Genomic DNA, 12,093 nt, shown 5'->3' with positions numbered 1-12,093 from the left:
GACACGAGGTGAGCGGCATGGATTACAGCGACGTCAGCACGATTGCAGCCTGGATCACGGAGCAGGGACTGAAGGGCGCTTCAGAAGCCGAGCTCATGACCGGTTTCTGCTCGGCTTGCCGGGATGCCGGCCTACCGCTCGACCGCGGTCTGGCGCTGATGGATACGCTGCATCCGGTACATGAGGGCCGCGCCTTCCGCTGGGACAGCATCGAGGAAATCCAGACCGAGTTCGAATATGGTCCGACGATCTCGGGGGAGGCGGCGTCGAACTGGCAGCGTTCGGCCTTCTATCATCTTTGGTCTCGCAACGAGCGGGAGATACGCCGGCGTCTCGGCTTCGGCGATCCGATCGATTTCTCCATGCTCGATACGATCGCTGAAGCCGGTCACACGGATTTCGTGGCGATGATGCATCGTTTTTCCGAGGCCGGCACGATCGGCGAGATGGATTGCTTCTTCTCGCATTTCGCGACGAAACATCCTGAGGGCTTTTCCGATCACGACCTCGCCATCCTGCGCAAGCTGGTGCCGGTGTTGGGGCTGGCGATCAAATGTATCGCGCTCGGGCGTATCGCCCGCACCATCGCCGAGGTCTATCTCGGCGAGGACGCCGCGCGCCAGGTGATGGAAGGCAAGATCAGCCGCGGCAAATCGGAGCGAATTTCCGCGGCACTCTGGTTTTCCGATCTGCTGAACTATACCAAGATCTCCGACAGCGTGCCGCCGGAGGAGATCATCCCGCTGCTCAACGACTATAGCGAGGCGGTGATCACGGCGATCCACGAATCCGGCGGCAACGTGCTGAAGCTGATCGGCGACGGTGTGCTCGCCATCTTCAAGGGCGAGGTGCCGGCGGAGACATGTCGGGCGGCGCTGAGCGCCGAATCGTTGCTGCGGGAAAAGCTCAGCACGCTGAATGCCGCGCGCGCGGCCGACGGCCGGGCGACGACCGACGTCTATATCGGCCTGCATATCGGCGATGTCTTCTACGGCAATATCGGCAGCCAGGACCGGTTGGACTTCACCGTTATCGGACCTGCCGTCAACGAGGTCAGCCGGATCGCCTCGATGTGTCGTTCCGTCGATCTCAACCTGTTAATCTCCTCCGATTTCGCCGCGGCGATACCGGAGCAGCAGCGTACCGCACTCGCCTGCGTCGGACGCTATGCGTTGCGCGGCGTGCAGCGCGCTCAGGAACTGTATACTCTCGACAGCGCCCGGCTGAACGGCTGAGTTCCCGACTGAAAAGGCTATCGCAGCAGACCCTGGCCGCCGTCGATCCAGATCGGCGTACCGGTGATGTGTCGGGCGCGGTCGGAGGCGAGGAAAAGGATGGTTTCGGCGACGTCCTCGCTCTTGCCTGCCTTGCCGCCGGCAATCGGGATGTCGCCCTCAGGCCAGATGACCGGAACCTCCGTCTCCTCGCGATGGCGGCTGTCGGTATTGGCGCCGATATTGGTCTCGATCTCGCCGGGGCAGACGGCATTGACGCGGATGCCGTGCCGACCGAGTTCGAGGGCGAGTTGCTGGACCATGGCGACTTGGCCCGCCTTGGTTGCGGTGTAGGCGGTGGCGCCCGGTGTGGTAAAGGTACGGGTGCCGTTGATCGAAGAGACGACGATGATCGACCCGCCATGGCGCTTCAGATGCGGAACCGTCAGATGCAGGGTCAGATAGGTGCCGCGCAGATTGACGGCGATGGTCTTGTCCCATTCATCCGGCCTCAGATCGTCGATCGGTGCCCAGACACCGTTGATCCCAGCATTGGCGACTACGATGTCGAGGCCGTCGAAGGTGTCGGTCAGTTGCGCGACGGCGTCCCGCATTTGAGCTTCGTCGCTGGTATCTGCCGTCAGCGGGATCGAATGGCCGCCGGCTGCCTTGATCTCGGCGCAAGTTTTTTCGACCTCGTCGGTGGTGCGGCTCAATGCTGCGACCTTTGCACCCTCGGCAGCGAGCCGCAACGCGGCCGCTTTGCCGATGCCGGAACCGGCGCCTGTCACCAATGCGATCTTTCCCTTCAGCTCCATGGGCGGCCTCTCCTTGCGGTTTTGCCGACATGCCAACTATTCGGCGCGGCAATTGGTTCCGGAAGGAGGCGGGCCGTCGCGGTTATCTGAGAAGCGTTTGCTTCAACGCCCATCTCTCCGGTCCGTGGACGGCGGCAAAGAGCAGACCGGCGAGGAAGGTAAAGTGATCGATGAAGAAGCCGAATTCGGCCTGGTTCTGCTGCCAATGGGACGGGCCGTGGAAAGCGAAAGCGAGGAAGATCACATAGATGCCTGCGAGCAGGCTGGCCTCGGTGAAGAAGGCCCCTGATATGAAAGCGAGCGCCAGCGCGATCTCGAAGAAGGCGGCGACCCAGGCAAGGAATGTCGCCATCGGAAAGCCGGCAGCGGTGATATAGCCGGCCGTTGCGCCGATATCGGCGAACTTGAAGCCGGCGGCCATGAAGAAGACGAAGCTGAAGATGATGCGGGCGACGGTGATTGCGATTGCTCTGGCCATCCTGAAATCTCCTCTTTGAGTTTCCATTATGACGGACGAGACTCCCGATATCCTACACGGTGAATGAAAAAGGGCCGCTTGCGCGACCCTAACACTTTGAATTGCGCACAATCCTTTCCGAAAACCGGTTCCGATTTTCGGGGTTATGCGCTCTCACCACTCGGCGAAGCTGCCGTCGGCATGCCGCCAGATCGGGTTGCGCCAGCGGTGGCCCTCCTTGGCGCGCTCGATGACATAGGCCTCGTCGACCTCGATGCCGAGACCCGGACCCTGCGGGATCGAGACGAAACCATCGGCATAGTGGAACACCTCCTTGTTGGAGATGTAGTCGAGGATGTCGTTGCCCTTGTTGTAGTGGATGCCGAGGCTCTGTTCCTGGATGAAGGCATTGTAGCTGACGGCATCGACCTGCAGGCAGGCGGCAAGCGCGATCGGACCCAGCGGGCAATGCGGCGCCAGCGCCACGTCATAGGCTTCGGCCATGGCCGCGATCTTGCGGCATTCGGTGATGCCGCCGGCATGAGAGAGGTCCGGCTGGATGATGTCGACATAGCCATCGGACAGAACCTGCTTGAAGTCCCAGCGCGAAAAGAGCCGTTCACCCAGCGCAATCGGCGTCGAGGTGTGGTTGACGATATCGCGTAGCGCTTCCTTGTTTTCGGAAAGCACCGGCTCTTCGATGAACATCAGCTTGTAGGGATCCAGCTCCTTGGCGAGAACCTTCGCCATCGGTTTGTGCACGCGCCCGTGGAAATCGACGCCGATGCCGATATGCGGGCCGATCGCTTCGCGGATGGTAGCGATGGTCTCGACTGCTTTCTCCACCTTCTCGTTGGTGTCGACGATCTGCATTTCCTCGCAGCCATTGAGCTTGATCGCCTTGAAGCCGCGGGCAACCACTTCCTTGGCATTGTTGGCGACATCCGAGGGACGGTCGCCGCCGATCCAGGAATAGACCTTGATGCGATCACGGAGCTGGCCGCCGAGCAGGGAATGAATCGGCTGGCCGAGCGCCTTGCCCTTGATGTCCCACAGCGCCTGATCGATGCCCGAGATCGCGCTCATGTGGACGGCACCGCCGCGATAGAAGCCGCCGCGATACATCACGGTCCAGTGGTCTTCGATCAGGAAAGGATCCTTGCCGATCAGGTAGTCTTCCAGCTCATGGACGACCGCCTGAACGGTGAGCGCACGGCCTTCGACGACCGGCTCGCCCCAGCCGACGATGCCCTCATCGGTCTCGACCTTCAAAAACAGCCAGCGCGGGGGGACGATATAGGTGGTGAGTTTGGTGATCTTCATCGCTGTTCTTTCAGTCTCTTCCCGGGTTTGCGATCGGCGGCGCGTCCGCAGATTTGTCGTGATAGTTCATTTCGTTCTGCCGATCGCTTTTTCGGCGGCGGCAAGATCGCGCACCGCAAGATCGAGCATGCGGTTGGCGCATTCGCGGGCGCCCGCCTTGTCGCGCATGCGCAGGGCCTCGACCAGCTGGCCGTGAACGAGCACCGCATCCTCGCGATTCTCGACACCGATATTGGAGGCATGCAGCGCATATTTCAGCGCCGCGTGAATGGCGCTCGACAGGCGGCGGAAGACCTGGTTGTGGCTGGCGGTGAGCAGCACCGTGTGGAACATGACGTCGGCATCGGTGAAGCTTTCCGGGTCGCGGGCGCTGTCGCGCATCTGCCGCCAGGCATTGTCGAGATCGGCGATCTCCTGGGCGCTGGCGCGCTCGGCGGCATATTCGGCGGCTGCCGGCTCGATGGTGCGGCGGGCTTCGAGAATGCAGCCGAGCAGGTCGAAATCCTTGATATAAGGACCCATCCATTCAAGCACGTCAGCGTCGAGGATATTCCAGTCGTCTTTATCGCAGACGGTGGTTCCGATGCGCGGCTTGCCGCGGACAAGACCTTTGGATTCCAGCACTTTCAGCGATTCGCGAATGACGGTGCGGCTGACGCCGTAGAGTTCGCAGAGATCGTTCTCGCGAGGCAGCGGCGAGCCCGCGGGATAGCGGTCCGCACAGATATCCTGAGCGATCGCCGCCGTGACGTTGCGGCGTACGCGCGGGCGGCGCTCGATGCGGCGGCTTTCGGGCCCGCTCTGTCGCTCGATTGTTTCCAACTCACCTCTCCGCTCTGTCTCGCGTGCTAGGCAACCGAACCTGATTATCCGAATTCGATCCGCTTTGCGACGCTTCCTCCCGGCACTCCGTCAATAATCCTATTATTCCAATCATCATACATTGGCAATTGACTGGTATGATGATTTATCCTAATTCATTGGACGTTGCCTGGGAGGCAGCTGCTCGGTTTTTGAGAGTTTAGGGAGAGAGACATGCGCTTGTTCAAAGCAGCCATTCTGGCTGGCACTTTCGCCATTCTGGCAGCCGGCTCGGCATTTTCCGCGGACGTCAAGATAGGGTTCATCGTCAAGCAGCCTGAGGAGCCGTGGTTCCAGGACGAATGGAAATTCGCCGACCAGGCCGCCAAGGAAAAAGGCTTCACCGTCGTCAAGATCGGCGCCGAAGACGGCGAGAAGGTCCAGTCGGCGATCGATAATCTCGGCGCCCAGGGTGCGCAGGGCTTCATCATCTGCACGCCCGACGTCAAGCTCGGCCCCGGCATCATCGCCAAGGCCGAAGCCAACCAGCTGAAGTTGATGACAGTCGACGACCGCCTCGTCAGCGCCGACGGCAAGCCGCTGGAAGAGGTGCCGCATATGGGCATTTCGGCCACCAAGATCGGCGAGACCGTCGGCCAGGCGATCGTCGACGAAATCAAAAAGCGCGGTTGGGACATGAAGAATGTCGGCGCCGTGCGGGTCTCCTATGACCAGCTGCCGACGGCCGTCGACCGCGTCGAAGGCGCGATCTCGGTGCTGAAGTCCGCCGGCTTCCCGGCCGAAAACATCTATGATGCGCCACAGGCGAAGACGGATACGGAAGCGGCGCTCAACGCGGCAACCACCGTTCTCAACAAACATGCCGACGTGAAATACTGGGTCGCCTTCGGCCTCAACGACGAAGCCGTCCTCGGCGCCGTCCGTGCTTCCGAATCGGTCGGTATTCCGGCGGCCAACGTCATCGGTGTCGGCATCGGCGGCGCGGAATCGGCGATCAACGAGTTCAAGAAGCCGGCAGCGACGGGCTTCTTCGGCACCGTCATCATCTCGCCGAAGCGTCACGGCTATGAGACGGCGCTCAATATGTACGACTGGATCGCCAACGACAAGGAGCCGGAAAAGCTGACGCTCACCTCCGGTTCGCTAGCACTGCGCGACGATTATGAAAAGGTCCGCAAGGATCTTGGCATCGAGTGATCGTCCTTCCAAGATGATATCGTCCGGCGGCCGCTGAGTGTGCCGCCGGGTCTTTCTCGGCGGAGCGATGATGGCTTTCCTCGAATTCAGCAATATCTCCAAGGGTTATCCCGGCGTGCAGGCGCTGGCGAATGTTTCCTTCACTGTCGAGAAGGGCGCCGTGCACGGCCTGATGGGCGAAAACGGTGCCGGTAAATCGACGCTGATCCGCGTACTGTCAGGCGATCAGGCCGCCGATGGCGGCAACATCCTCATCGACGGCGAGGAACAGAGATACGGATCCGTCCGCGACGCCTTCCATGCCGGCGTCATCGTCATCCATCAGGAACTGCAACTCGTTCCGGAGTTGACCGTCGCCGAAAATCTCTGGCTCGGACGCTTTCCAGCCAAGGGCGGCGTCATCTATTCGAAGACGCTGATCGAGACAGTGCGGTCGAAGCTCGAGGAGATCGGCATCGATATCGATCCGTCGGCCAAGGTCGCCTCGCTTTCGATCGGTGCGCGGCAGATGGTCGAGATCGCCAAGGCCGTCATGCTCGATGCGCGGGTGATTGCGCTCGACGAGCCGACCTCCTCGCTTTCCTCACGCGAAAGCGAAATCCTGTTTTCGCTCATCGATACATTGAAGGCGAAGGGAACGGTCATTCTCTACGTCTCGCATCGTCTCGACGAGATCTTCCGTCTTTGCGACAGCCTGACGGTGCTGCGCGACGGCAAACTTGCCGCCCACCATCCTCAGATCGCCGAAACCACGCGCGAGCAGATCATCTCGGAAATGGTCGGACGCGAGATCAGCAATGTCTGGGGATGGCGCGAACGCGCCCTCGGCGACGTACGGCTGGAGGTCAAGGGCCTGTCGGGGCCGAGGCTGCGCCATCCGATCAGCTTTTCCGTCCGCCAGGGCGAGATTCTCGGTTTCTTCGGCCTGATCGGCGCCGGCCGCAGCGAGATGGCGCGGCTGCTTTACGGCGCCGACACCAGGCATCAAGGCCAGGTCACGATCGACGGCGTTGCCGTTTCGCCGAACAATCCGAAGGCGGCGATCAATGCCGGCATGGTGCTTTGCCCCGAGGACCGCAAGTTCGACGGCATCGTCCAGGGGCGATCGATCGAAGAGAATATCGCGATCTCGTCGCGCCGGCATTTTTCGCCTTTCGGCATTCTGAGCTTGAGACAAGAGGCGGCGCTGGCGGACCAGTTCATCGCCAAGCTTCGGGTGCGAACACCGTCGCGCAAGCAGGACATCATCAATCTCTCGGGCGGCAATCAGCAGAAGGTCATCCTCGGCCGCTGGCTTTCCGAGCAGGGGATCAAGGTCCTGGTCATCGACGAGCCGACGCGCGGCATCGATGTCGGGGCGAAATCGGAAATCTATGAAATCCTCTACGAGCTTGCGGCAGGCGGTATGGCGATCGTGGTGATTTCTAGCGAGTTGCCCGAAGTCATGGGCATCTCCGATCGCATCATGGTGATGTGCCATGGCAGGGTGGCCGCCAACGTCGCCCGTCCGGATTTCGACGAGCGCAGCATTCTGACGGCAGCGCTTCCCGACAAGAATGCCGCAGGCACCTTTTAGAACCAGGAATACGGACGATGAATTCGTTGAAAAAAATCCTTCTCGGCGAACAAGGGCTGGTGGTGATCTTTGCTGCCGCCTTCGTGATCGTCTCGCTCTTCGTTCCGAACTTCCTGACCGAGCGAAACATGCTGGGGCTGCTGCAATCGGTCGTCACGATCGGCATCGTCGCCTGCACGATGATGTTCTGCCTGGCGTCGCGCGATTTCGATCTTTCGGTCGGATCGATCGTCGCCTTCTCCGGCATGATCGCGGTGATGGTCTCGAATGCGACGGGCTCCATTCCTGTCGGGCTGCTCGCCGCCCTGCTGTGCGGCGCCGTCGTCGGCCTCGTCAATGGTATCGTCATTGCGCGGTTCCGCATCAATGCGCTGATCACCACGCTTGCGACCATGCAGATCGTCCGCGGGCTGGCGCTGATCGCCTCTGATGGCCGCGCCGTCGGCATCAATGATCCCGCCTTCTACCAGCTTGCCCTGTCGCGATTTCTCACCGTGCCGACGCCGATCTGGATCATGCTGCTCCTTTTCATCCTCTTCGGTTTCGTGCTCAACCGCACCGTCTTCGGCAAGAACACGCTGGCGATCGGCGGCAATCCGGAGGCCTCGCGGCTTGCCGGCGTCAATGTCGTCAATATGCGCATCTGGATTTTTGCGCTGCAGGGGCTTGTCTGCGGCATTGCCGGCATCCTGCTTGCCTCGCGCATCACCTCCGGCCAGCCGAATGCKGCGACAGGGCTTGAGCTTTCGGTGATTTCGGCCTGCGTTCTCGGCGGCGTCTCGCTGGCCGGCGGCCGGGCGGCGATGAGTGGCGTCATCGTCGGCGTGCTGATCATGGGCATCGCCGAAAACGTCATGAACCTCTTGAATATCCAGGCGTTCTATCAGTATGTGGTTCGCGGGCTGATCCTGCTGATCGCAGTGTTGCTCGACAATTTGAGATCTTCGGCTGCAGGACGGCGCGGATGAGCCAGGGACAAGCCGGTAACGACATCGAACTGAGGCACGGCGATCTCGCCGTCCGGGTCAGCCATCGGGGTGCCGCCGTCACCGCCGGAACATATCGGGGCGTACCCTTTCTCGTGGCGGCTGGCGGCCCTGAAGGAACGATGGCGAATTTCGCGATGGTGCCGTTCGGCAATCGCGTTGAAGGCAACGCCATGTCCTTTGCCGGGCGCGACTATGCCTTCCAGCCGAATACTTCCGATCCGCTCTATCGGCACGGCGACGGCTGGCTCAGCCTCTGGCAGCTTGAAGATATCAGCGCGGAGCATGCGCAATTCTCATTTTCCCGGAGCGCCGACGGGGTTTCACCCTATGCCTATCTGACCCGGCAGGAGATCCGTCTCGCCGGCGATGCGCTGGTGCTGAGGCTTTCCGTGGAAAACCGCGGCGAAGCGGCTCTTCCTTTCGGGCTCGGTCAGCATCCCTTCTTCGCGCGCACGCCAAAGACGCGTCTGACGATCGCGGCCGATCGCTATTGGAGCGAGCGGCCGGACCATCTGCCAGAGATGCCTGGCCCCGTGCCGGACTATTTCGATTTCAGATCCGAAAAGCTTTTGCCGCAGAGGTGGATGAACAATGCCTTCGAGGGTTGGAATGGGCGAGCGGCGATCGCCTGGCCGGAACTTGGAATTCAGGCGGCGCTGGAAGCCGGCGGTGCGCTCGATCGCTTCATGCTGTATATGCCGGTCAACCGGAGCGACTTCTTCTGCCTCGAGCCGATGAGCCACCTGCCGAACGGCCATCACCTTCCTGATTTCGGTGGGCTCACGTCGCTTGCGCCAGGTGGGGCGCTTACCGGCACGGTGACGATCCTGATGTCGGCGCTGCCGGTTCAACCGGAGGAGGGATAGATGGGCGGCCGTCTGCGGGGCAAGAACATCCTGATCACCGGCGCTGCGCAGGGTATCGGCCTTGCGATGGCGAAGGCTTTCATGCGGGAGGATGCCGCCGTCTTTCTCGTCGATCGCGATGCGGCGCTGCTGGCGCAGGCGGCGAAAGAGCTCCAGAGCAGCGGCGGCCGGCTTGGTTATCTGCCGGCCGATATTACCGATGCCGGCACGATCACGACGTTGGTCGCTCAGGCGAATGAAGAAATCGGACAGCTGAACGCGCTCGTCAACAATGCCGGGGTGAATGTCTTTGCCGAACCCCTCAAGACGACGGACGAGGACTGGAACCGCTGCTTCGACATCAATCTGAAGGGCGCATGGAATTGCTGCAAGGCGGTGCTGCCGGGCCTGATCGAACAGGGCGGCGGCGTCATCCTCAACATCGCCTCGACGCACGCTTTCACCATCATCCCGCACACATTTCCCTATCCGCTGGCAAAACACGCCCTGCTCGGTATGACGAAATCCTTGGGGCTGGAATATGCCGCGCGCAATATCCGCGTCAACGCGCTGGCGCCGGGTTATGTCTCGACGCAGAAGGTGATCGATTACTGGAACGGCTTTCCCGATCCGGAGGCGGCAAAGGCCGAGACGATGAAACTGCATCCCGGCGGGCGCATCGCGACGCCGGAGGAGATTGCCATGGCGGCCGTATTCATGATTTCCGACGAGTGCCCGTTCATCAATGCCACCTGCCTGACGATCGACGGCGGCCTCAGCGTGTTGCAGCATTCCGCCTGAAGCGGCGTCAATCTCGCTATTTTTACAAGCCTGTCGTCTTCTCGAGATAGAGCATTATATTGCCCATCGGGAAGGCTATCTGATCTCCCGCAGGCATGGAGCGGCGCCCTGCCGCTTCCTGGAAACAGTTGGAGCATGATGTTGTCCGAAAACCGCGCACACTTTTCGGCATCATGCTCTGAAAGCACAATCGAAAACAGGAGGACGGCATGCAGATCAATCGCACGGCTTCGGCTCATTGGACCGGTGGCCTCAAGGACGGAAAAGGCCTGATCTCGACGCAGAGCGGCGCCTTGAAGGACTATCCCTACGGCTTTGCGAGCCGCTTCGAAGGCGTTGCCGGCACCAACCCGGAAGAACTGATAGGTGCCGCCCATGCCGGCTGCTTCACCATGGCACTGTCGTTGATCCTCGGTGAAGCCGGCTTTACCGCCGAGCATATGGAAACCTCTGCCAAGGTAACGCTCGAAAGCGTCGAGGGCGGCTTTGCCATCACCGCCATCCATCTCTCGCTCTCCGGCCGTATTCCCGGTGCCGATGAGGCGACCTTCACCGAACTCGCCAACAAGGCAAAGGCCGGCTGCCCGGTTTCCAAAGCGCTCGCCTCCGTTCCGATCACACTCGACGTCAAGATCGTCTGATCTCTAGCCGCTGCCGACAAAGTGCCGCGCGTTATATGCCGCGGCACTTTCAATTGCGCGCAATATTTTTCACTTTATTCCGCGGCGATTAAGCGCCAGCATGGTGCTGCTCCGGGCATGCAGCCCCGGCGCGCACGCGCATCAATATTCATTTCCGTCAAAAAACCACCGAGGGATCACATCATGTCCGCTGTAACAGGCCTTACCCTATTTCATGTCATTGTCAGTCTCATCGCCATCGTGGCAGGCATCGCCCTTGCCCATGGCTTGCTGACCGGCAAACGCCACGATCGCTGGACGTTTCTTTTCATGCTGACGACGGCGGTTACGGTGCTGACCGGTTTTCTCTTTCCCTACAATGGCTTCACGCCGGGAATCGGCGTCGGCATCCTCTGCGTGCTGATCTTCGTCCCAACGGCGCTTGCGCGCTACCGGTTTGGTATGAGCGGGGTCTGGCGCCCGTTCTTTATCGCCGGTGCGCTTGCACTGTTCTATTTCAACTGTCTCGTATTCGTCGTTCAGTCGTTCCAGAAGATCGCCACGCTCAATGCACTGGCGCCGACCGGTGGCGAGCCCATAGTTGCCGTCGTTCAGTCGATCGTCCTGATCGCCTTCATCGTCATCGGCTTCATCAGCATTCGTCGCTTCCGCCCGACCGCGCTCGGCCTGTGACATCTTGTGCTGCGCTGCGGCATATTGACAAGTGACGTCTGATATTTTATGATTGACGAAATTCGAAAATCGTCAGTCGTAATTCAGGTCTCAAAACTTATGAACGACATCGCGGAAAATACACTCGAGATCACGCGGCAGGAGAATGTCACGCGCATTCTCGATGCGGCCGAGCGGCTGTTCCGTCACTATGGCTACAGCAAGACGACGGTGGCCGACATTGCCCGCGATCTCGGCATGTCGCCGGCCAATATTTATCGTTTCTTCGCCTCCAAGGTGGAGATCCACCAGGCGCTCTGCGGGCGCATGCTCGCCATGTGCTATCAGATCGCCTACGACGTCCGCCATCAGCCGCTCAGCGCCAGCGAACGGCTGCGCCGTTATGTCGAGACCCAGTATCAGTGGACGCTGGATGTGATGCTCGACGAGACGAAGGTGCACGAGATGATCATCGTCGCGATCGAGCGCGACTGGCATGTCATCGAAAAACATATCGACCGCGTTCATGATCTCATTGCCGAAATCATCGCCGAAGGCATTGCCGCCGGAGAATTCGCCGAGCAGGACCCGGTCATTGCCTCGCGTTGCTTCGGTGCCGCGACGACCACTCTCTGCCATCCGCAGATGGTGGCGCAATGTCTTGCCAAAACCAACCGCGCGAGCGTCGACGAACTGATCGACTACGTGATCAGGGCGCTGAAGTAATAATGGACGGCGGCCGCCGTCGGAACCCCCGAA

General features: G+C 60.7%; 13 protein-coding genes. 9 read left to right on the top strand and 4 right to left on the bottom strand.

All coding sequences use genetic code 11. The features are described from left to right. Window positions 1-17: 17 nt before the first annotated feature. A complete protein-coding gene (locus tag AC1ECN_RS24950; RefSeq protein WP_130673141.1) occupies window positions 18-1,235 on the top strand; it encodes an adenylate/guanylate cyclase domain-containing protein in 1,218 nt (405 codons plus the stop codon). A 17-nt stretch (window positions 1,236-1,252) separates the two neighbouring features. On the opposite strand, the gene AC1ECN_RS24945 is transcribed toward AC1ECN_RS24950, so the two are convergent. The 4 genes from AC1ECN_RS24945 to AC1ECN_RS24930 form a co-directional block, all read right to left on the bottom strand. Further along, window positions 1,253-2,032 (bottom strand): SDR family oxidoreductase, encoded by a 780-nt coding sequence (locus AC1ECN_RS24945; protein WP_130673140.1) that lies wholly within the window; start codon window positions 2,030-2,032, stop codon window positions 1,253-1,255. 82 nt (window positions 2,033-2,114) lie between these two features. After that, window positions 2,115-2,510: a DoxX family protein gene (locus tag AC1ECN_RS24940; protein ID WP_130673139.1), complete on the bottom strand. Its 396-nt coding sequence runs from the start codon at window positions 2,508-2,510 to the stop codon at window positions 2,115-2,117. 153 nt (window positions 2,511-2,663) lie between these two features. Beyond that, window positions 2,664-3,812 carry a galactonate dehydratase gene (dgoD, locus tag AC1ECN_RS24935; RefSeq protein WP_130673138.1) on the bottom strand — a complete coding sequence of 383 codons (1,149 nt, stop codon included), beginning with the start codon at window positions 3,810-3,812 and terminating at the stop codon, window positions 2,664-2,666. Window positions 3,813-3,878: 66 nt separating this feature from the next. After that, entirely contained in the window at window positions 3,879-4,634 is a 756-nt protein-coding gene (locus tag AC1ECN_RS24930) for a FadR/GntR family transcriptional regulator (protein ID WP_130673137.1), read from the bottom strand. A 213-nt stretch (window positions 4,635-4,847) separates the two neighbouring features. Here AC1ECN_RS24930 and AC1ECN_RS24925 point away from each other — a divergent pair, with 213 nt between their 5' ends. From AC1ECN_RS24925 to AC1ECN_RS24890, 8 genes are all read left to right on the top strand, one after another. Then, window positions 4,848-5,831: an arabinose ABC transporter substrate-binding protein gene (locus tag AC1ECN_RS24925; RefSeq protein WP_130673136.1), complete on the top strand. Its 984-nt coding sequence runs from the start codon at window positions 4,848-4,850 to the stop codon at window positions 5,829-5,831. A gap of 70 nt (window positions 5,832-5,901) precedes the next feature. Then, entirely contained in the window at window positions 5,902-7,407 is a 1,506-nt protein-coding gene (gene araG / locus AC1ECN_RS24920; RefSeq protein WP_130673135.1) for an L-arabinose ABC transporter ATP-binding protein AraG, read from the top strand. 17 nt (window positions 7,408-7,424) lie between these two features. Beyond that, on the top strand, window positions 7,425-8,375 hold the full coding sequence (gene araH, locus AC1ECN_RS24915) for an L-arabinose ABC transporter permease AraH (protein WP_130673134.1): 951 nt from the start codon (window positions 7,425-7,427) through the stop codon (window positions 8,373-8,375). Then, the gene (locus tag AC1ECN_RS24910; RefSeq protein ID WP_130673133.1) at window positions 8,372-9,262 is read left to right on the top strand and encodes an aldose 1-epimerase; all 891 of its coding nucleotides are present in this window, start codon (window positions 8,372-8,374) and stop codon (window positions 9,260-9,262) included. The genes araH and AC1ECN_RS24910 overlap by 4 nt, the downstream gene beginning before the upstream one ends. Next, window positions 9,263-10,042, top strand: coding sequence for an SDR family oxidoreductase (locus AC1ECN_RS24905; protein WP_130673132.1), 780 nt, complete (start codon window positions 9,263-9,265; stop codon window positions 10,040-10,042). It abuts the gene before it with no gap. A gap of 209 nt (window positions 10,043-10,251) precedes the next feature. Next, a complete protein-coding gene (locus AC1ECN_RS24900; protein WP_017967997.1) occupies window positions 10,252-10,683 on the top strand; it encodes an OsmC family protein in 432 nt (143 codons plus the stop codon). Window positions 10,684-10,866: 183 nt separating this feature from the next. Continuing rightward, window positions 10,867-11,355 carry a hypothetical protein gene (locus AC1ECN_RS24895; RefSeq protein ID WP_130673131.1) on the top strand — a complete coding sequence of 163 codons (489 nt, stop codon included), beginning with the start codon at window positions 10,867-10,869 and terminating at the stop codon, window positions 11,353-11,355. 99 nt (window positions 11,356-11,454) lie between these two features. Then, complete coding sequence (locus AC1ECN_RS24890) at window positions 11,455-12,060, top strand: TetR/AcrR family transcriptional regulator (protein ID WP_130673130.1); 606 nt, start codon at window positions 11,455-11,457, stop codon at window positions 12,058-12,060. The last annotated feature ends 33 nt before the right edge of the window (window positions 12,061-12,093 follow it).

This window comes from Rhizobium sp. 01N447_2, from assembly GCF_056399245.1.
Note: the sequence above shows the minus strand (reverse complement) of the source record. Positions and strands in the feature narration are given on the sequence as shown.

What these genes read in the sequence shown, in the direction of transcription:
- AC1ECN_RS24950 (WP_130673141.1), top strand. Translation starts at nt 18, where the DNA reads ATGGATTACAGCGACGTCAGCACGATTGCAGCCTGGATCACGGAGCAG.
- AC1ECN_RS24945 (WP_130673140.1), bottom strand. Translation starts at nt 2,032, where the DNA reads ATGGAGCTGAAGGGAAAGATCGCATTGGTGACAGGCGCCGGTTCCGGC.
- AC1ECN_RS24940 (WP_130673139.1), bottom strand. Translation starts at nt 2,510, where the DNA reads ATGGCCAGAGCAATCGCAATCACCGTCGCCCGCATCATCTTCAGCTTC.
- dgoD (WP_130673138.1), bottom strand. Translation starts at nt 3,812, where the DNA reads ATGAAGATCACCAAACTCACCACCTATATCGTCCCCCCGCGCTGGCTG.
- AC1ECN_RS24925 (WP_130673136.1), top strand. Translation starts at nt 4,848, where the DNA reads ATGCGCTTGTTCAAAGCAGCCATTCTGGCTGGCACTTTCGCCATTCTG.
- araG (WP_130673135.1), top strand. Translation starts at nt 5,902, where the DNA reads ATGGCTTTCCTCGAATTCAGCAATATCTCCAAGGGTTATCCCGGCGTG.
- AC1ECN_RS24910 (WP_130673133.1), top strand. Translation starts at nt 8,372, where the DNA reads ATGAGCCAGGGACAAGCCGGTAACGACATCGAACTGAGGCACGGCGAT.
- AC1ECN_RS24905 (WP_130673132.1), top strand. Translation starts at nt 9,263, where the DNA reads ATGGGCGGCCGTCTGCGGGGCAAGAACATCCTGATCACCGGCGCTGCG.
- AC1ECN_RS24900 (WP_017967997.1), top strand. Translation starts at nt 10,252, where the DNA reads ATGCAGATCAATCGCACGGCTTCGGCTCATTGGACCGGTGGCCTCAAG.
- AC1ECN_RS24895 (WP_130673131.1), top strand. Translation starts at nt 10,867, where the DNA reads ATGTCCGCTGTAACAGGCCTTACCCTATTTCATGTCATTGTCAGTCTC.
- AC1ECN_RS24890 (WP_130673130.1), top strand. Translation starts at nt 11,455, where the DNA reads ATGAACGACATCGCGGAAAATACACTCGAGATCACGCGGCAGGAGAAT.